Below are 19,763 nucleotides of genomic sequence, written 5' to 3'. Positions count from 1 at the left end.
GCGCTCCCCCGCACCGTCGCACCGGGGGCCGCGCACGCGCATCTTCCGGATTGCCCTGGCCACCGGCCCGCGAGAACCGCATTCTGGGACATCACGCGCGCCGGGCGGTCTGCCACGATGGTGCGCGCACTCCCCCACGCCCGCCGGGCCCGAGTTCTCCTTGCGGGGCAACCGATCCAGGGCCCCTCGACCGAAGGAGCCGCACGGACATGACCGTTTCGGACGCGACGCGCGCACCGCTGTCGCTGCAGCAGGACTTCCTGTGCACCCTGGACAAGGGCGACGTCACCGGCGCGCTGGGCGCCAAGCACATCGTGCTGTCCGCGTGGCGGGTGCGCGGGCCCCTCGAGGTGGACACGCTGCGGGCGGCGCTGCTGGACCTGGTGCGGCGCCACGAGATGCTGCGCACCTCGATCGTGCGCGGCGACGAGCCGTTCCAGGTCGTGCACCCGGCCGAACCGGTGCGGCTGCTCGTCGAGGACCTGTCCGCGACGGCTCAGGACGAGCGCGACGCGCGGGCCGAGCGGTTCTACAGCGAGGTCGAGACGGCCGACTACCCGGTGCGCGAGCTGCCGCACCTGCGGGCCGCCCTGGGCCGCTTCGCCGACGACGACTGGGTGTTGGCGCTGGTGGTGCACCACATCGCCGCGGACGGTTGGTCGATGCGGGTGCTCATCCGCGACCTGGCCACCCGCTACGCGGCCAGGCGCGGGCACCCGGTCGAGGACCTGCCGCCGGTGCGGCAGTACCGGGAGTTCGTCGCGGAGCAGCCAGGCACGCTGACCGGCCCCGAGGTGGAGCGGGCGGCCGCGTACTGGCGCGACAAGCTCGCCGGTGCTGAGATCACCACCGTGGCCACCGACCGGCCGGTGAACGAGGACATCCCGGCCATCTACGCCGACCACCGCTCACTCATCGACGCCGACACCACCGCGGCGACCCTGCGGCTGGCCAAGGCGACGCACAGCTCCCCGTTCATGCTGTTCCTCGGCGCGTTCACCGTGCTGCTGACCGGGAAGTCCACCTCGAGGGACGTCGTGGTGGGCACGTTCAGCTCCGGCCGGGGCATCGGCCCGCACCAGGACACCATCGGCGCGTTCCTGAACTTCCTCCCGCTGCGCGTCGACCTCACCGGCGCCCGCACCTTCCGCGACGTCCTGGAGCGCACCCGCTCGACCTGCTTGCAGGCCTATGTGCACGACATCCCGTTCCCGCTGATCGATCAGCAGGCCCCCGACCTCATCGTGCCCTCGGCGGACCGAGACATCATCGCCTTCGAAGTCCTGCAATTCCCCGACGGCATCGACGGCACCCCGGTCGGCGACCTGACCTACTCCGAACTACGGGACCGCCGCGTGCCACAACCGGTGAGCTGCGACATCCCTGACGGGGCGCTGTGGGCCTTGGACGTGCTCCCGGGAGTGGGGACGGTGAGCAGCCTGAAGTTCAACACCCACCTGTTCGACGCCGACACAATGTGGTCCCTGGTCCACGACTACACCCAACTCCTCACCCGCTGCATCTCCACCCCCGACGCCGACCTCTGGTAGCCGCCCCACGAGCACAGGGCACGGTGGATGTCCAGCCAGCGTCTGGGCATCAGTGAGGCGTCAGTGAGGCAACAAGCGCGCGGTCCTCGGCATAGCGGCCCGAACAGACCCGGCGGCACTACACTGGGCAATCAGTCGCACCGTGACCGTGACCGTGGGGGTATCCGTGAGTGATCTTCGCGCTGAGGGTCCGGATGGGCAGACGGCGAGGCGCAAGATCCAATCTCTCGCCGATGCCCGCGAGCGGGCAGGTCTCTCACAGGAACAACTGGCCGAGTTGATCCCGGTCGATCGCTCGACCATCAGTCGTTGGGAACGTGGAACACAAGGGCCCATTCCCTGGATGCGCCCAAGAATTTCCCGCGCTCTCGGAATAGGCATGGATGAACTCGGCGACATACTGGACGAGATGGAACGTCTCGCAAGAATCGAGATGGGAGAGGCGGCCGTCTCACTCCACAAGGAGATCAAGCGACTCCGACTGGAGGCGGGCCTGAGTCAGCCAGAATTGGCAACCAGGATCGGATACACGCGCCAATACGTTTCCCTGGCCGAACGCCCCAACAAGAATCTACCTTCCCTTGAGCTGATCGGCGCATTGGACCAATGCCTGGGGGCCGGTGGGGCACTCGTCGAACTTCGGGCACGCGCGAAGGAAGAACAGGTGCGCAGGCGTGGCGAGAACTCCAGCCAGACTGCCACCTCGGGCAGCCGCAACGCGCCACCCGGAAGCGGCTGGGGCGCATCCGCGGACTGGACTGGTAGCGATCGGACGGGTACACCGCTGTCTTCAATCGGGGGGAGTGACTCAGGCGTGGCTCTCGATCGACGCACTTTTCTGTCGCTGGCGACGTTGGCTGCCGCAGATGCCCACACGGCGGGCGACTTCGCGGCAAGTATTTCCGGCGGCGACGCAGGGCCTCTGGCTCAAGTTCAGACGACGTACGAGGTGGATCGGGCAATCGCTGCGGCGGTAGACGGCAGCACCAGATCGGTTCTGCTGAGGTGGGCCGTAGATCTGGACAACTCGGTGGCGAGAGTCAATGCGACAGGCATCCTGGCGAAACTGCCCGGACAACGCGAGTCGGATCGGGTGGTAGCCATCTTGAGGCGGGACGAGGAAGTTCGGGGTCTATATCTCACCGCGGTCGCGTCTCGGGTTTGCGAAATCAGTTGGAGTCAGGCGCAGGTATTCGTGCAGAATCCCGCGAAGTTCCCGTTTGCCGCGATCGCCGCCGAGCGTCTCGCTCGCGAAACGGTCAGTCCTGTTGACGCTGGGGCGCGGTGGTGCTCCGCCAAGCTTCTTCAAGACTTGAGCCCGGCCATTGGAAGGTAGAGCGTGATCGTTCTCGATGTGACCAACGACGAATTGATGGAATCTCTCACGAGGCAAGCAGGAGAGCGTGGCATCGTTAACGCTGCGATTGTGAGTCTCATTGGTGGCGTGGATTCATTCACCGTGTCAACGATGCCGGTCGATGATGCGCGCAAAGACATCGTTTCGTCGTACAGCCTGCCCGCCGAGATGCATGGTTCCGGGGAGATCAGGGACGGCGTCGTCCACGTTCACGCCACCATGGCTGTTCAGGGCGACCGTGCTGTGGCCGGGCACGTCCACGCCGCGCAGGTGGGGACCTGGTTCGCGCGCGCCTACCTGATCAGTATCGACGGGCCAGTTTGAGGTGTGGAAGCCCTGCACAGCCTCGAACGGTGAAGTCCCCGGCCCGCGGCGGGCCGGGGACTTCACCGTTCGGAGTTGCTAGGTCGCGATCAAGTCGGCGGCCTTCTCCGCCATGGCGATGATGGGGGCGTTGGTGTTGCCCCGCACCAGGGTCGGCATCGCGGAGGCGTCCACCACGCGTAGCCCGTCGACGCCGCGGACTCGGAGGTCGGCGTCGAGGACGGTGCCCATGGCGCAGGTGCCCGCCGGGTGGAACAGGGTTTGGGTGTTGCGGCGGGCGTAGTCGCGCAGGTCGGCGTCGGACTCGGACTCCGGGGGCTGGTGGAGTTTGCCGGTGTAGGGCGACAGGGCCTTCTGTTTGGCGATCTCCAGGCCGACTCGCAGCCCGGCCACCATCGTGCGCAGGTCGGCGTCCTCTTGGTAGTAGTTGTGGCGGATCCGGGGTTTCACGGTGGGGTCGGCTGAGGCGAGGGTGACGCTGCCGCGGCTGCGGGTGGTGAGCACGCACGGGCCGAAGGAGATGGCGTGGTCGGTGGGCGCTTCCAAACCGACGGCCAGCAGCATCAGTGGTGAGGCGTGGAACTGCACGTCCGGGCCGCCGGAGCCGCCGTCGGTGGTCACGAAGCCGCCCGCTTCCGGGACGTTGGACGACAGCGGCCCGGTGCCGTGTTCGGCGTACTCGCGCTGGTACTCCGGGTCTCCGGCGATGAGCAGGCTGATCGGGTGCGAGTGCGGGAACACCAGGTTCGCCGAGGGGTGGTCCTGCAGGCCGCGGCCGACACCGGGCTGGTCCACCACGACGGGGATGCCCAGTGCCGCCAACTCGTCCGCCGGGCCGATGCCGGAGAGCAGCAGCAGTTGTGGGGAGTTGTAGGCGCCCGCGCACAGGATGACCTCGCGCTCGGCCCGGATCTCGATCTCCTCGTCGAGCCGGGCGCCCACGACACCGACCGCGCGCCCGTTCTCGACCAGGATCCGGTGGACCTGCACGTTGGTCTCAACGGTCAGGTTCGGTCGCCCCAGTGCCGGGCGCAGGTAGGCGGTGGCGCTGCTGCAGCGCCTGCCGTCACGCTGGGTCAGCTGGTAGCGCCCGAAGCCGTGCTGGTCGGGACCGTTGAAGTCCTCGTTCGCCGCATACCCCGCCTCCACGGCGGCCTCGACGAACGCGGTCGACATCGGGTTGTTCGAGCGGCCCTCCGACACCGCGAGGGGGCCGCCGACGCCGTGGTAGTCCGAGGCGCCGCGTTCGTTGTCCTCGGACTTCTTGAAGTAGGGCAGCAGGTCGGCGAACGTCCACCCGGGCAGGCCCCAGTCGTCGTAGTCTGCGGGGTTGCCGCGCATGTAGACCATGCCGTTCATCGAGCTGGTGCCGCCCAGCACCCGGCCGCGGGGCAGGTAGAGCCTGCGGCCGTTGAGGAACGGCTCGTCGTGGGTGTCGTAGTCCCAGTCCAGTTTGGACCGGAACAGCGCGCCAGCGCCCAGCGGCACGTGGATGTTCTCGCTGGTGTCGGCCGGTCCGGCCTCGATGAGGTGCACCCGCACGTCGGGGTCCTGCGAGAGCCTGCCCGCCAGGACGCAGCCCGCGGACCCGGCGCCGATCACCAGGTAGTCGGTCACCCGCGCGCTCACGCCCCGGCCACCTGTCCGTCGGTGCCCAGGCGCCCGAGGACCTCGGCGAGGGCCAGCGCGGCGCGTTCGGCCTCGTCGCGGCGCAGCACCAGCGGCGGCGACAGCACGAGGGTCGGGCCGTAGTCGCGCAGGATGACCCCGTGCGCCTCGCGCAGTTCGGTGGTGACGTTCCCGGCCATGATCGGTTCGCGGGTGGCCCGGTCGGCGACCAGTTCGATGCCCGCGGTGGCGCCCTCGATGCGGATGTCGCCGACCACCGGCAGCTCGGCGAGCGGGGCGAGCAGTTCGGCGAACCACTCGCCGATCTCCTTGGCCCGCTCGAGCAGGCCGTCGCGTTCGATCACGTCCAGGTTGGCCAGGGCGACCGCGCACGCGGTCGGGTGCGCGGAGTAGGTGTGGCCGTGGAAGAAGTAGGCGCCCTCGCCCGCGACGGTCTCGGCGATGTCCTCGCGGATCAGCACCGCGCCGAGCGGGGCGTAGCCGCTGGTGAGGCCCTTGGCGGTGACGATCAGGTCCGGGCGCATGCCCCGGGCGGCGGAGTCGAACCAGGTGCCGGTGCGGCCGAACGCGGTGACGACCTCGTCGGCGATGAGCAGGATGCCGTGCGCGCTGAGCAGTTCGCGCACGCGGGGCCAGTAGTCCGGTGGCGGGGTGAGGATGCCGCCGCCGCCCATCACGGGTTCGCCGATCATCGCGGCGATGTTGTCGGCGCCGAGGCGCTCGATGGTCTCGGCGAGTTCGGCGAGCAGGAACTCGGTGGTGTCCTGCCCGCCGTAGAGGTCCTCGGCGCGGTAGGGGTAGGGCGCGGACACCTTCTCCACGTGCGGCAGGTTCGGGCCGATGCCCTGGTGCATGGGCGCGAACCCGGTCGCGGTGCCGCTGCCGTAGGTGGCGCCGTGGTAGGCCAGTTGCCGGGAGATGATCCAGGTGCGGTCGGTGTCGCCGCGGTGGTGGTGGTAGAGCCGGGCGACCTTGATGGCGGTCTCGACGCCCTCGGAGCCGCCGCAGGTGAAGAACACCCGGGACAGGCCCTCGGGGGCGAGCTCGCTCAGCCGCACCGCGAGCCGGACGGCCTTGTCGTTGGTGAACCCGAAGAACCCGGAGAAGTAGGCCAGTTGGCCCGCCTGCTCGCTCAGTGCGGTGACCAGTTCCTCGCGGCCGTGCCCGACCTGGCAGGCCCAGTTGCCGCCCCCGGAGACGTCGAGCAGCTCGGTGCCGCCCGCGTCCCACACGGTGCTGCCCGAGCCGCGCACGACGACGGTGCGCTGCGGGCTGGCGCCGCTCTGGTGGGGGTGGATGACGTGCCGCCGGTCGAGGTCCTCCCATTCCGCCACGGACACCGCCGTGCTGTCGATCCCAGTCGTGGTCACGTTCCCACCCTGCCCTCCGTCGGCTTTCGGGTCCTGTCAGGTCTTGCGCGAGTTCGTGTGGCCAGCTCGTGTGGCCGGTTCGTGTGCGGCGCGCGGCCCGCACCGTCGAGAATCGCCGCGCCGCGGCACCGGCCGCATCTCCGGGAATGCGCGGGATCGGGCCGCTCAGCGGGCGATCCTGTCGGCGGTCGATCGGGTCGGCGCGGTTCAGTAGTCGATGGAGCGCCAGAAGTCGTAGCTGTGCCCGACGCGGAAGTTCCCGGGGCGCACCGCGCCCGGTTCGAGCACCTGGGCCAGCGCGGCGTCGCGGTTGGCGCTGGGCCAGTGCGGCAGGCCGCGGCCGTTGGGGTCGCCGCGGTGGGCGAAGCGGCTGACGTAGTCGATCATCGTGTTCGACAGCGCCCGCTGCGCGGGGGTGAAGGCGCGGCCCGCGAAGTAGACGGTGGTGAACAGGTACTGCAGTTCGGCGTCCTGGTAGGCGCCGGTCGGGAACGAGGGCAGCGCGAGGTCGCCGTACCAGGGGGCGTCGCGGTCGGCGAACTCGTAGGCGTAGGTGGGCACGTGCCGGGCGAACAGGGCGGCGGTGTCGCTTTGCGGGCGCGACAGCAGCGCGTCGGTGGCCAGCGCCGACCACGCCAGGCTCGGGATGTTCTGGTAGTCGCGCAACGGGTATCGGGCCAGCACCCGCTCGGCGTTCGCGGCGCCGACGAAGTTGCGGACCCGCAGGACGTAACCCTCGGGCGTCAGCTTCGGGTAGCCCCACAGCTCCAGGTACGCGTCGGAGGTGCGGTAGGCGTCGCGGTTGGTGCCCAGCAGGACCGGAACCTTGTGGAAGCGGCCGGTCTCGAACGCGGTCAGCGGGTCGACCGGGAGCACGCCGCCCCCGCCGTAGACCGGGGTGAAGGTCAGGAACGGGGCCTTCTTCAGCAGGTCCATCGCGGGGACCGCGCGCAGGCAGGCGGCCGCGGTGGCCGGGTCGGCGCACCCGACGTCGGCGGCCAGCGCCAGGCCGTGGCGCTCGGCGGCGGCGCGGGATCGGGGCAGCCCCAACGGTTCGGGGTCCGGTGACCCGTCGCCGCGGGGGACGGTGTGCAGCGTGCACGGGTTGCTCATCGTGATGACCTTGTGGAACAGCCCGGCCGCCGACGGTGAGGTCATCTGCACGCAGACGGCCTTGCCGCCCGACCACTGCCCGGAGATGGTCACGTTGCCGGGGTCACCGCCGAACGCGGCGGCGTTGCGTCGCACCCAGCGCAGCGCCTCCTGCTGGTCCTCCAGGCCGAAGTTGCCCGAGCGCTGCCGGGCCTCGCCGCCGTCGAGGGCCGGGTGCGCCAGGAACCCCAACGCGCCCAAGCGGTAGTTGACCGTCACCGCGACCACGTCGCCGCGCGCGGCCAACTCCGTGGGCAGGGTCTCATGGCTGGACCCGGCGCTGAACCCGCCGCCGTGGAAGAACACGAGCACCGGCAGCCGCCGGTGCTCGGCGCGCCGCGGTGTGGTCACGTTGAGGTAGAGGCAGTCCTCGCTCTCGCTGTGCAGGTACGGGTGTAACTCGATCTGGGCGCAGCCGTTGCCCGGTCGGGTCGCCGCGCGGGTGTCGCGCCAGGGCTGGGTGGGCCGCGGCGACGCCCAGCGCAGGGGCCCGACCGGGGGCGCGGCGTACGGGATCCCTTGGAACTCGCGGTAGTCCTGGGTGACGGTGCCGCGCACCGCGCCCTTGTCGGTGCGGACCAGGGCCGGGTCACCGGATCCGTGGGGCTCGGCGGCGGCGGGTTGGGCGAGGCCGAGCCCGAGGGCGGCCACCGCCACCAAGGCGCGGGCGATCAACGTGGGTCGCATGGCGATCTCTCCTGTCCTCGGGGTGGGTCAGCGCTGGGACCGCACGACCTCGTCCAGGTCGGCGCCGGAGTAGCTGAGCGCGTCGGTGAAGTACTCCACCCGCAGGGTTTCCGGGGCGCTGCCGGGCACCGGCGAGTGGCAGGTGGCGTTGTAGGCCTCGAGTAGCGCCTGCGCTTCGGCGGTGGCTCGGGTGAACCGCTCGAGCGGGTCGTCGCCGCGGGTGAGGACGTCGCCCATCGCGTGGGTCATGATGTCCTGCGCGCGGGCGAACTCCCCGAACAGCGCGCCCCGCGACGGCGGCCACTGCGCGGCGCCCGGACCCGCGGGCCGGTCGGGGTAGACGGCGAGTTGGTCGCTGGGCACCCGGTGGTAGGGGTGCGCGGCGAACCAGCCCTCCTCCTCGAGCAAGTCGTAGGCGGCGTGGGTCAACGGCAGGAAGCTGTTCTCCTTGTGCCGGTCGGCGGCCTTGCGCGGGCTGTGGGTGAACTGCAGGAACGCCAACGCCCCGTCGCGAGTGGCCTCGTCGAGCCCGTCGGCCAGCCACAGCGAACTGCCCGCGATCGCGTTGCCCGCATACGGAACCGCGCTGTTGTACGGCCACGCCCCCACCTGCAGCCCGAAACCGGCGCCCGCGGCCGCCGAGACCATGTAGTTGACGTCGTTGGAGGAGCTGATCCGCAGACCGACGCGCTGCTCGGCGAAGGACTGGAACGTGCCCTGCCAGTCCGGGATCGTGCCGGTGTGCTCGTAGTGCCCAGCGGTGTGCAGGTCGCGCCACCAGCGGACCCAGGCGAGCATCTGCGGTGAGGCGAGGTCGACGGTGCCCGCGCGCCCGGCCCGGCCGTTGTCGTTGTCGGCCAACAGACCGCCCTGCGAGGCCAGTGCCTGCTGGAAGAACATGCCGTGGTTGGCCCAGCCGATCGTGGGGCCCGCCTTGACCTCGGCGAGCGCGGCGCAGGCGGCCTCGACCCCGGCCCAGGTGGTGGGCAGCTCGCTGAGCCCGGCGGCGGCCAGGTGGTCGGTGTTGGCGTAGAGCACGCTGGTGGTGCCCACCGACGGCATCGACCACAGGTCCCCGTCGACGGTGTAGTAGTCGCGCATCGCCGGGATGATGTCGTCGACCACGACCGGCTCACCGAGGATCTCGGTGCGGTCGCCGATGGCGCGGCGCACCGAGGTGTAGCGCGGCCGACCGTCGGGATCGGTGGTGTCCCTGGCGATCTGGCTCATGTAGAAGTAGTACTCGGCCACGGCGGGGCCCTTGCCCTCGGCGACGGCCGCCGAGATCTCCTGCGGCGCGGTGAAGAACCCCAGCGCGCGCAGGTCCACCCGGTACTCGGGGTGGGCGGCCTCGAACTCGGCGGCCTGCCGGTGCCACCAGTCCATGTAGCCGGGGAAGGTCAGGTCGGCCACCCAGATGTCCAGCACGGTCGTCGTCATGCGATCTCCTGCCTGCTGTTGCCCGATCGGGGCCGCCACGCGCGGGGCCGGCAACGGAACGGCTGCCGGGGGGCGCAACCGCAGCAGATGCTTCCCGGCGCGGCGCGGCGCGCGCATCTCCGGGATTGCTGTGGTTGCCCGGCGACAGCGCATGGCCGAAGGTGCGCGGCCGCCGCCGCGGCGCCGATAGTGGGACCGGATCCGCCGCCTGATCACCGAGGGACACGCCCATGGTCATGCCCGAGAGCCCCACCACCACGACCGCTGTGGTCGCCGAGTTCACCTCGGCGCCGCGCGAGCACCTCGACACCGTCCACCAAGCGCTGATCGACGCGGTGTGGCACGCGGGCCGGGCGACCGGTGCCGCGCTGGGCGTCGCGGGTGAGCTGGTGGACCTGTTCGCCGACCTCGACCCGGATCGGCAGGGTCGGGCCGCGGTCGTGCTCGGCCTGCTCGTCGACACCGAGTACCCGAGATCGCCGGGCGAGCTGACCGCCGCGGTCGCCGCCGGGGTCGACACCTACCTGGCGGCGTGGCGGGCGACCACGAAGGACCAACCGCTCTCCCTCGCCCTGCTGTACCTGCTCGGGCACTTCCCCGAGGCCCGCGACCAGGTGCTGGACGTGGCCATCGACGTGGGTGTCGACGACGACGACCTGTCCAGGTTGGAGCGCGCCGTGCAGCGGCTCGACCCGGAGCGCCCGGACCTGGGCCGCGCGTTCCCGTACCCGGCCGCGTGGGAGCTCGACGACACCGAACGCGACTTCGACCGGGGGTGGATCACCGGCCTCACCCCGCAGCAGGTCAGGGCGCACTGGGACAACGACACCGAGACCGTGCTCGGGCACGCGGGCGCCAAGGCCTACTGGGCGGTGCGCAACGGCACGCCCACCCCGGTGCTGGTCGACGCCGTCCCGCCGCGCGACCCGGGCCCGCTGCCGACCGACGCGGGCGGGTTCGACCGGCACGGCGCGGCGTTCCGCTGCCCGAGTTGCGGGCAGGGCCTGGAGTTCGGCGACGCGGCGGCCCGCTGTCGCGGGTGCGCCAACGCCTACGCCCTCGATGGCGGCATCGTCGACTTCACCACGACCATCGGCGACGGCCACGACCGCGGCGCCGATTTCCTGTTCAAGCTGGCCGAGATGCCGAGCATGGGGTTCTTCTACGAGGCCTACGCCCGGCCGAACTTCCTGCGGTTGTGCGGGTCCAACTGGGCCGCGCAGGTGCTGCCCTCCGACGAGGACGCCTACATCGCCGAGCACGTGCGGCCGGTGGACGGGCCGGTGCTCGACCTCGCCGCGGGGGCGGGGCGGTGGACCGCGGCGTTGGCCAACGCGGTCGGCGCGCAGCGGGTGGTGGCCCTGGACCTGGGGTTGCCGATGCTGACCACGTTGCGGGCGCGGTTGCCGGAGATCCCGGCCGTGCTCTCCAGCGGCCGGACCCTGCCTTTCGCCGACGGGTCGCTGGGCGCGGTGCTGTGCTGGAACGCGCTGCAGGCCTTCCCCGACGACGCGCCCGCGGTGATCGCCGAGGTGGGCCGGTGCCTGCGGCCGGGCGGCACGTTCACGTTGCTCACCTTCCGCAACGCCCCGGACCCGGTGTACCGGCATTTCGTGTGGCGCCACCACTTCCCGCAGCACGCCGACGGGTTGCGGTTGTTCGACTACGCGGACTTGCGGGCGTGGTTGAGCGCGGCGGGTCTGCGGGTGCGGCACGAGTGGCGGCCGGGCACGTTCGTGGTGATCACCGCCCAGCGGGAGAACTGACCCCCGGCCGTGCGGGTGTCGCTCCCCGCACGGCCGTGTCCCACGTGGCGCTAGTCGCCCGCCTGCTCTTGGTCGAGGGCGAAGGAGCCGAGTTTGACCTCGCCGTCGCGCACGTAGGTGGCGGCGATGACCCCGGTCTTGGTGATCATGGTGTTGGTCAGTTTGAGGCCCGCGGGGCTGGTGCCGTCGGCGAAGAGCCGCTTGCCGCTGCCGAGCAGGACCGGGAAGTGGGTGAGCCGGAACTCGTCGACCAGGTCGTTGGCCAGCAGGGTCTGCACCAGGTTGCCGCTGCCGGGGACGTGGATCTCGCCCTCGCGCCGCTTGAGGTCGGTGATCTCGGCGACCACGTCACCGCTCAGGACGGTGGTGTTCTGCCAGGCCGGGTCGCGCAGGGTGGTGGACACGACGTACTTCTGGGTGTTGTTCATGATCTTGCCGATGGGGTCGTCGTCGTCGACCTTCGGCCAGTAGGCGGCGAAGATGTCGTAGGTCCGGCGGCCGATCAGCAGCGCGCCGCTCTGTTCGAGCGCGGCGAGGCTCTCGTCGAAGTGCGGGACGAGCCAGCCGCCCAGGGCGAACCCGCCGCTGGTGTCCTCGTCCGGGATCCCGGGGGATTGCATGACGCCGTCTAGTGACAGCGAGGTGGTAACCACGAGCCTGCCCAACGCCGTTGCCTTTCTGTTGGTGGATGTGTGCCGGGGTGGGGTGGGAGACGTGGGTGGGTGGGTGGGGTAAAGAGAGCACAGTGGGAGGGTGGGTTAAGAGAGCACAGTGGGTGGGGTGAGCCAGGGGTGGGTCAGCGGGCGCTGGCGGCGAGGACGTGTTGCGGGGTGCCGGGGATGCGGTGTTCGAACCAGATCGGGCGCCAGTGCGGCAGTTCGTGGAAGCGGCGCAGTTCGCTGATCCCGCCGAGCCAGCCGAGCCAGCCCGCGTACGGCGGGTTGCCCTCGTCGAATCCACTGTGGACGAAGGTGAGCCGGGTGCCGCCGTCGCTGTCGGCCAGCTCCCAGGTGCTGGTCATGTTGCCCCAGTCGAGGCCGACCTTGCGGTCGGGGGCCAGGTCGATGATGGTGGCGATGGAGTTGTCGACGTCTTTGTCCACGCCGAAGCCGCCCATCGCCCAGCGGCCGCCGACGTAGGGTTCGACCTCCATGGTGGCGCCGAACCAGCGGCCGAACCGCTCGGGTTCCATCAGCGAGCGGAACACCGCGTCCGGGGGCGCGTCGATGACGACCTCGCCGGTGAGGCCCTCGGCGGTGAAGTCGCATTTGGGGGTCAGTTCGCGGCCCTCGACGTAGTCGACGAGGTTGGCGATCGACAGCGACCAGAAGGTGGCCAGCACGGACCTGGGGTTGACCTCGGCGACGACCTCGACCCAGTCGGGGACGTGGGTCTGGGTGACCGACACGATCGTCGTGGCCGGGGTCTCCTCGGCCAGGGTGAGCTCCACGGTGGTGTCCTCGCCCGCCAGCGGCCAGACGAAGCGCAGCGTGTGCTCGTCGACGTAGACCGGGCGCTGCGTGGGTGCTTGGCCCTCGGGGGTGTAGCGGCCCCAGAACGCGAACCGGCCGGGCAGGTCGACCTCGGCGTGTTCGGCCAGCCAGGTGCGCAGGGCCTGCGGGTCGGTCAACGCGTGCCGCACCTGGGCGATCGGCGCGCCCGCGCGGGCGCGCAGGGTCATCGGAGCGCTCACGGCGCCTCCTTCGGCAGCTGTGGGTAACAGGCCACGGCGAGCTTGAAGGCATCTCCCTGCGCGCCGCCGTAGCGCGCGAACAGGTCTTGCAACGTATCGCGCAGCTCGGTGAGGAAGTCCTGGCGCCGTTCCGGCGGCACCCTGATCTGCCCGGACACCCCGAGCGAGGGCAACTCCGGCAGCACCCCGGTGCCCGAGGTCTGCTCGAGCACGGCGATGTCGGTGAGCACCTCCTCCATCAGGTCGAGCACGAAGCCCAGGCTCAGCTCGTCCTGCTTGGCGCGCAGCCCGATCGGGCCGACCAGCTTGGGGGACAACCGGAACGAGCGGGCGCTGGCCTGGTAGACGCCCTCCTTGATGCCGCGCACGCTGCGTTCGGACACCCGGGCCACCAGCCCGGCGTCGACGAGCCGCTGCACGTGGTAGTACACCCACTGCGGGGTCTGGCCGAGCCGGGCGCCGACCTCGGTGCACGAGCGCGGCGCGTCGAGCTGTCGGAGCACCTCCACGCGCTGCGGCTTGAGCAGCACCTCGGCCTGCTCGAACTGGTCCAGGTACAGCACGTCCCTCATGGGCACAGTCTTCTCCGTAAAAGGATCCCTTGTCAATCGAGCGGAGCGGGCCCCACCCGGTTCGGGTGGGGCCCGCGCGCTTTTCTCCGATAATGCGGACCCGGTCGGGGAATCATCGCCCGCTGGTCGTCGTGCAATACCGTGTTGGCCAGTCGCCAGCGCGCACGAAAGAGTGGTGCCATGCCGGAACATCGCATTGTCCCGCGCTCCCGCAGTCGCCGCGGATTAATCACCCGGGCACTGGTCCCCGTTCTCGCCGCCACCGCCCTGACCACCGCGACCACCTGGGCCGGGGCGGCCACCACCGAGGTGACCGGCGGCGATCGCCCGCTGGTGTGGGGCCCGTGCCCCGATGTCGGGCAACCGGCACAGGGCCTGGAATCGTCACAGGGCCTGGAATGCGCGACGCTGGCGGTGCCGCTGGACTACTCGCGGCCGCGGGCGGAAAAGATCGCGGTGGCCGTGTCGCGGTTGCCGAGCACCCGGGCGGAGAAGCGCCGCGGTGTGCTCGTGCTCAACCCGGGTGGCCAATTCGACTCCGAACTCGACCAGTCGTTGCGGCTGGTGTCGCTCGGCCTGCCGAGCGCGGTGCGCGAGGCCTACGACCTGGTCGCCTTCGACCCCAGGGGAATCGGCCGCAGCACCCCGGTCACCTGCGACCTGCGGCCCGACCAGGAGCTCAACGTGCCCGCCTCGCCCTACGCGGCGAGCACCGCGGACCTGTCGCGCCGCTGGTCGGAACTGCGGACCATCGCCGGGCAGTGCGCCCACTCGGCCACCGCGGCGCTGCTGCCGCACATGTCCACCGCGAACGTCGCCAGGGACCTCGACCGGATCCGGGCGGCGCTGGGCGAGCGGCGGGTGTCGTACCTGGGTTACTCCTACGGCACCTACCTCGGCTCGGTGTACGCGACGCTGTTCCCCGAGCGCACCGACCGGGTCGTGCTCGACAGCGTGGTCGGCGCGGGCGGCATCGATCACACCTGGTCGCGCCGCCTCGCCGAGGGCGTGCGCGACACCTTCCCCGATTTCGCCGCGTGGGCCGCCGAACGCGACGACACCTACCACCTGGGCGCCACCGCGGACCTGGTGCGGGCCAAGTACTTCGCCCTGGCCGAGCGGTTGGACCGGCGGCCGCTGGGGTCGATGACCGGCGCCGAGTTCCGCTACGCCACCTTCGGTTCGCTGTTCGCCGCCGCGGCCTACCCGTCGCTGGCGGAGTCGTGGCACCGGCTCGACCAGGGCATCGCGCCCACCGGGGCGCGCCCGCGAGCGGATTTCTCCGGGTTCATGCACCTGGCCTGCAACAGCGCCGACTGGCCGCGCGGGTTCGAGCACTACCGGCGCGCCCTGGAGCGGGACCGGGCCGAGTTCCCGATGTTCGGCGGTTCCGGCGCGGGTCCGTGGCTGTGCCCGTTCTGGCCGACGCGGCCGGTGGAGCCGCCGGTGCGGATCTCCGACCGGGGGCCGTCGAACGTGCTGATGGTGTCGAACCTGCGCGACCCCGGCACCCCGTACGTCGGTGCGGTGGAGACGCGCCGGGCGCTCGGGCAGCGGGCCCGGCTGGTGTCGGTCGACGACAGCGGCCACCTCGTCTACCTCTACCACCGCAACACCTGCGCCAACGACCTGGTGACCAGGTACCTGGTGACCGGCCACCGCCCGGCGACCGACCAGCGCTGCTGACCCGACCCACGCACCCGGGGGACACGCGATGACCACGATCCGACGACCACCGCTCGCCCGGCCCGGTGAGCGGGCCTTCACCGAGGCCACCGAGGTGTTCAACCTCGCCGCACCGGCCCGACCCGCCGCGGCGATCACCGCCCGCACCATCGACGACGTCCGCGCGGCCCTGCGCCACGCCCGCGCCGAAGGGCTGCCCGTGCGGGTGCACACCACCGGGCACGGCGCCGGTGGTGTGCGGCCGGTGGACGGCGGGCTGCTCATCCACACCCGGGTCGACGGCGGCGTCGAGGTCGACGCGGCGCGGCGGCGGGCTCGGATCCCGGCGGGCACCCGGTGGGGGGCGGTGGTCGAGGCGACCGCACCGCACGGGTTGACCGCCGCGCACGGCTCGTCGGCCACCGTCGGCGTGGTCGGCTACCTGCTCGGCGGCGGCATGAGCTTCTACGGCCGCCGCCACGGGCTGGCCGCCAACACCGTCGTGGCACTGGACCTCGTCACCGCCGAGGGCGAGCACCTGCGGGTGGACGCGGCCACCGACCCGGACCTGTTCTGGGCGATCCGCGGCGGCGGTGGCGGGTTCGGTGTCGTCACCGCGGTGGAGATCGCGCTGTTCCCGGTCGCCGCGGTGATCACCGGCGCCGCCTACTGGCCCGCCGCGCACGCCGAGCGGCTGCTGTCGCGCTGGCGCGAGTGGAGCGCCACGGCGCCGTGGGAGGTGACGACGTCGGTGCGGGTGATGAACCTGCCGCCGGTGCCGGACGTGCCGCCGGAGTTGGCGACCGGGCCGATGCTGTGCGTCGACGGCGCAGTCCTGTCCGACACCGCCGACCTCGCCACCGCGACCCGGCAAGCCGACGAGCTACTCGGCCCGTTGCGTGAGATCGCCGCCCCGGTGCTCGACACCTGGCGGCCCGGGCCCGCGGCCGCGGTACTCGACGCGCACATGGACCCCGCCCAGCCGATGCCGGTCGTCGGCGACCACCTGCTGCTCGGCGACCTCGACGCCGACGGCGCCGAGACCCTGCTGCGGGTGCTCGGCGACGGCTCACCGCTGATCGCGGCCGGGCTGCGCCAACTCGGCGGCGCCTACGCGGTGTCGGCACCCGACGGCGGCGTCCTCGACCGGCTCGACGCCGCCTTCTCCTACGCGGGCTCGGGCGTGCCGATGGGACCGGTGACCGCCGAGGAGCTGCGCGGGCACTGCGCGCTTGTGCGGGAGGCGTTGCGGCCGTGGGACACCGGGCGCACGGTGCCCTGCTTCGTCGAGGACTTCACCCGACCCCAAGGACACCTGAGCGCCGAGCAGGTCCGCGCCGTCGACGCCGTGCGGGCCCGGGTCGACCCCGACGGGCTGTTCCACGGCGACATCGCCCCGCACGCGACCGCACGCACCCTGAACTGACCCACCAACCCTTGGCCCTACGCGAAAGTGCTCTCTTCGCCTGAGGCGACTGGTGAGCACGTAGGGAGATGTGGGCACCGCCGCGCGGAACCCAGCATGTGCACTGCGGCGGCACCGCGCCGCGGCGGCTCCCCCGCCGCGCGCCGGTGCGCCGGTCGCCCACCAGGGATCGGAGCCAGAATGCAGCCCTTCCGAATCGACGTCCCGCAGGCCGACCTCGACGACCTGCGGCACCGGCTCGCCACCACCCGGTGGCCCGCCGAGGCACCGGAACCGGGGTGGCGCCGGGGTGTCCCCGTCGGCTACCTCAAGGAGCTCGCCGAGTACTGGCGCGAGGAGTTCGACTGGCGCGCCGCGGAAGCGCGGCTCAACCGGTACCCGCAGTTCCGCACCGAGATCGACGGCACCACCGTGCACTTCCTGCACGTGCGCTCCCCCGAACCCGACGCGCTGCCGCTGGTGCTCACGCACGGCTGGCCCGGCTCGATCGCCGAGTTCCTGGAGGTCATCGAGCCGCTCACCGACCCGCGCGCCACCGGCGGGGACCCGGCGCACGCGTTCCACCTGGTCATCCCGTCCATCCCCGGGTTCGGGTTCTCCCCGCCGCCCACCGAGCCCGGCTGGAACGCCGCCCGGGTCGCCCGCGCGTGGGCCGAGCTGATGGACCGCCTCGGCTACACCCGCTACGCCGCCCAGGGCGGGGACGCGGGGTCGGTGATCACCCTGGAGCTGGCCAGGCACGCCCCGGACCGGGTCGTCGGCGCGCACGTGAACATGCTGCTGACCTTCCCCTCCGGTGACCCGGCCGAGCTGGCCGACCTCAGCGAGTCCGACCAGGCCCGGCTCGGGCGCCTGGCGCACTTCGACGCGGACCTGTCGGGCTACATGAAGCTGCAGTCGACCCGACCGCAGACCCTGGCCTACGCCCTCACCGACTCCCCCGTCGGCCAGCTCGCCTGGATCGTGGAGAAGTTCCGCGAGTGGACCGACTCGGCCAAGGCACCCGAGGACGCCGTCGACCGCGACCACATGCTCACCAACGTCTCCCTCTACTGGTTCACCGCCACCGCGGGTTCCTCGGCGCAGCACTACTACGAGGGCGCCGACGCGCTGCGCCCCGCCGCGGCGGGCACCGCAGCGCCGCCCCCGATCACCGTCCCGGTGGGCGTCACGGTGTTCCCGCACGACATCCTCGTGCCGCTGCGCCGCCTGGCCGACCGCGACCTGCCGACGATCGCGCACTGGACCGAGCACGACCGCGGCGGCCACTTCGCCGCCATGGAACAGCCCACCCTGCTGGTCGAGGACATCCGCGCGTTCTTCGCCGCCCACCGCTGAGCCCGGGCGCTCCCGCCCCACCCCCTCTCCCACCCCGGCTGCCCCGCCCCGACCCGGCCCGGCAGTGACCCGCGCACCCGGTCCCACCAGCGATCACAGTGCTTCACCCGGCCCGGGCGGGGCGGCTCGCGCGGCATTGACAAAGATGTCCCTTTACGTACAAGATCCCTTGCATGACGAAGGAGTGCTGCCCATGAACGTCAGTGGTGGGACCGAGACCGGCACCGACGTCCGGGCCGGTCGGCGGGAGTGGCTCGGCCTGGCCGTGCTGGGCCTGCCGACGATCCTGATCGCGCTCGACATGAGCGTGCTGTACCTCGCGCTGCCGCACGTCGCGGGCGATCTCGGCGCGAGCAGCGTGCAGCAGCTGTGGATCACCGACATCTACGGGTTCCTGCTCGCGGGCCTGCTGGTCACCATGGGCACCGTCGGCGACCGCATCGGCCGCCGCAAGCTGCTGCTGATCGGCGCGGCCTGCTTCGCCGCGGCGTCCGTGCTCGCCGCCTACTCGCAGACCCCGGAGATGCTCATCGCCACCCGGGCCCTGCTGGGCATCGCGGGCTCCACGATGATGCCCTCGACGATGTCGCTGATCAGCGGCATGTTCACCAACCCCAAGCAGCACGCCACCGCGCTGTCGGTGTGGATGGTGTGCTTCATGGGCGGTGTCGCGCTGGGCCCGATCATCGGCGGCGCGCTGCTGGAGGCGTTCTGGTGGGGCGCGGCGTTCCTGTTCGGCGTCCCGGTGATGCTCGTGCTGCTGGTGCTGGCACCGAAGTTCCTGCCCGAGTTCCGCAACCCGGGCGCGGGCCGCATCGACCTGTTCAGCGTCGCGCTCTCCCTGCTGGCGATCTTGCCGCTGGTCTACGGGCTCAAGCAGCTCACCCGTGGCGGCGGCACACTGCTGGCCGTGCTGGCCATCGCGGTCGGCCTCGCCAGCGGCATCACCTTCGTGCGCAGGCAGAACCGACTGACCCACCCGCTGCTGGACCTGCGCCTGTTCCGCAACGGCACCTTCACCACGGCGCTGCTGCTGACCACGTTCGCGGGCCTGGTGTCGGCCAACCAGCTGTTCGTCTCGCTCTACCTGCAGACCGTGCAGCGGCTCACCCCGGTGCAGACGGCGCTGTGGTTGCTGCCCGGGGCGATCAGCATGATCGTGCTCATCCAGCTCGCGCCGGTGCTCATCCAGCGGATCAAACCCGCGCTCGTCATCGCGGGCGGCCTGCTGGTGGCCGCGGTCGGGTTCCTGATGCTCACCCAGGTCAGCGCCAGCACCGACGACCTCGGGTTCACCGTCGCCGCGCTGGTGGTGGCCAACATCGGCATCGGCCCGATGGCGGGCCTGTGCGCGGTGCTGGCGATGCAGTCCGCGCCACCGGAGCACGTCGGCGCGGCGGCCTCGCTCACCGAGACCTCCGGCGAGTTCGGGCTGGCGATGGGGGTGGCGACGGTGGGCGTGGTCGGCTTCAGCCTCTACCGCTCCGCCGTCGAGATCCCCGCCTCCACCCCCGACGGCGTCGCCGACGCGGCCCGCGAGAGCGCGGCCGGGGCGATCTCGGTGGCCGACCAGCTCCCCGCCGCCGACGCGGCGAGCCTGCTCAACAGCGCTTATCAGGCCACGACGAGCAGCCTGCACATCAGCGCGGCGATCTGCGCGGGCCTGGTGGTGGTCTGCGCGGTCATGGTCACCGTCGGCCTGCGCCGGATCCCGGCGGCCAACGACGCGGGCGGCTCCACCGGCAGTGGCTCCACCGACGGCTGAGTCACCGGGTCGGTGGTGCCCGCCCGCAC

General features: G+C 71.5%; 15 protein-coding genes. 8 read left to right on the top strand and 7 right to left on the bottom strand.

Features of this window, described 5'->3' with window-relative positions:
- Nucleotides 1–209: 209 nt before the first annotated feature.
- From LV75_RS17105 to LV75_RS17095, 3 genes are all read left to right on the top strand, one after another.
- Nucleotides 210–1,550 carry a condensation domain-containing protein gene (locus LV75_RS17105; RefSeq protein ID WP_253887913.1) on the top strand — a complete coding sequence of 447 codons (1,341 nt, stop codon included), beginning with the start codon at nucleotides 210–212 and terminating at the stop codon, nucleotides 1,548–1,550.
- A gap of 142 nt (nucleotides 1,551–1,692) precedes the next feature.
- Nucleotides 1,693–2,886: a helix-turn-helix transcriptional regulator gene (locus LV75_RS17100; protein ID WP_253887912.1), complete on the top strand. Its 1,194-nt coding sequence runs from the start codon at nucleotides 1,693–1,695 to the stop codon at nucleotides 2,884–2,886.
- 3 nt (nucleotides 2,887–2,889) lie between these two features.
- Nucleotides 2,890–3,231, top strand: a complete 342-nt coding sequence (locus LV75_RS17095; protein WP_253887911.1) for a PCC domain-containing protein — start codon at nucleotides 2,890–2,892, stop codon at nucleotides 3,229–3,231.
- Between the two features lie 78 nt (nucleotides 3,232–3,309).
- Here LV75_RS17095 and LV75_RS17090 read toward each other — a convergent pair whose 3' ends face one another.
- From LV75_RS17090 to LV75_RS17075, 4 genes are all read right to left on the bottom strand, one after another.
- Nucleotides 3,310–4,860: a GMC family oxidoreductase gene (locus tag LV75_RS17090; protein WP_253887910.1), complete on the bottom strand. Its 1,551-nt coding sequence runs from the start codon at nucleotides 4,858–4,860 to the stop codon at nucleotides 3,310–3,312.
- The gene (locus tag LV75_RS17085; protein WP_253887909.1) at nucleotides 4,857–6,230 is read right to left on the bottom strand and encodes an aminotransferase family protein; all 1,374 of its coding nucleotides are present in this window, start codon (nucleotides 6,228–6,230) and stop codon (nucleotides 4,857–4,859) included. Before LV75_RS17085 ends, LV75_RS17090 begins: the two co-directional genes overlap by 4 nt.
- 207 nt (nucleotides 6,231–6,437) lie before the next feature.
- Nucleotides 6,438–8,069, bottom strand: a complete 1,632-nt coding sequence (locus tag LV75_RS17080) for a carboxylesterase/lipase family protein (RefSeq protein ID WP_253887908.1) — start codon at nucleotides 8,067–8,069, stop codon at nucleotides 6,438–6,440.
- A 27-nt stretch (nucleotides 8,070–8,096) separates the two neighbouring features.
- On the bottom strand, nucleotides 8,097–9,509 hold the full coding sequence (locus LV75_RS17075; RefSeq protein ID WP_253887907.1) for an extracellular solute-binding protein: 1,413 nt from the start codon (nucleotides 9,507–9,509) through the stop codon (nucleotides 8,097–8,099).
- 230 nt (nucleotides 9,510–9,739) lie between these two features.
- On the opposite strand from LV75_RS17075, the gene LV75_RS17070 reads away from it, so the two are divergent.
- Nucleotides 9,740–11,275, top strand: a complete 1,536-nt coding sequence (locus LV75_RS17070) for a class I SAM-dependent methyltransferase (RefSeq protein ID WP_253887906.1) — start codon at nucleotides 9,740–9,742, stop codon at nucleotides 11,273–11,275.
- A 50-nt stretch (nucleotides 11,276–11,325) separates the two neighbouring features.
- On the opposite strand, the gene LV75_RS17065 is transcribed toward LV75_RS17070, so the two are convergent.
- From LV75_RS17065 to LV75_RS17055, 3 genes are all read right to left on the bottom strand, one after another.
- Nucleotides 11,326–11,928, bottom strand: a complete 603-nt coding sequence (locus LV75_RS17065; protein ID WP_253887905.1) for a dihydrofolate reductase family protein — start codon at nucleotides 11,926–11,928, stop codon at nucleotides 11,326–11,328.
- Between the two features lie 143 nt (nucleotides 11,929–12,071).
- Nucleotides 12,072–12,968, bottom strand: a complete 897-nt coding sequence (locus LV75_RS17060; RefSeq protein WP_253887904.1) for an SRPBCC family protein — start codon at nucleotides 12,966–12,968, stop codon at nucleotides 12,072–12,074.
- Entirely contained in the window at nucleotides 12,965–13,540 is a 576-nt protein-coding gene (locus LV75_RS17055) for a winged helix-turn-helix domain-containing protein (RefSeq protein ID WP_253887903.1), read from the bottom strand. The genes LV75_RS17060 and LV75_RS17055 overlap by 4 nt, the downstream gene beginning before the upstream one ends.
- Nucleotides 13,541–13,720: 180 nt before the next feature.
- Between LV75_RS17055 and LV75_RS17050 the strand changes: the two genes are divergently transcribed.
- The 4 genes from LV75_RS17050 to LV75_RS17035 all read left to right on the top strand — a co-directional run bounded on the left by LV75_RS17050 (nucleotide 13,721) and on the right by LV75_RS17035 (nucleotide 19,734).
- Nucleotides 13,721–15,226 carry an alpha/beta hydrolase gene (locus LV75_RS17050; protein ID WP_253887902.1) on the top strand — a complete coding sequence of 502 codons (1,506 nt, stop codon included), beginning with the start codon at nucleotides 13,721–13,723 and terminating at the stop codon, nucleotides 15,224–15,226.
- Nucleotides 15,227–15,254: 28 nt separating this feature from the next.
- Nucleotides 15,255–16,631, top strand: coding sequence for an FAD-binding oxidoreductase (locus LV75_RS17045; RefSeq protein WP_253887901.1), 1,377 nt, complete (start codon nucleotides 15,255–15,257; stop codon nucleotides 16,629–16,631).
- A 180-nt stretch (nucleotides 16,632–16,811) separates the two neighbouring features.
- Nucleotides 16,812–17,969: an epoxide hydrolase family protein gene (locus LV75_RS17040; protein ID WP_253887900.1), complete on the top strand. Its 1,158-nt coding sequence runs from the start codon at nucleotides 16,812–16,814 to the stop codon at nucleotides 17,967–17,969.
- Nucleotides 17,970–18,162: 193 nt separating this feature from the next.
- Nucleotides 18,163–19,734, top strand: a complete 1,572-nt coding sequence (locus tag LV75_RS17035; protein WP_253887899.1) for an MFS transporter — start codon at nucleotides 18,163–18,165, stop codon at nucleotides 19,732–19,734.
- The last annotated feature ends 29 nt before the right edge of the window (nucleotides 19,735–19,763 follow it).

This window comes from Actinokineospora diospyrosa, assembly GCF_024171925.1.
GTDB lineage: Bacteria > Actinomycetota > Actinomycetes > Mycobacteriales > Pseudonocardiaceae > Actinokineospora > Actinokineospora diospyrosa.
The sequence above is the reverse complement of the archived record's forward strand: the minus strand, read 5'-3'. Positions and strand labels throughout refer to the sequence as shown.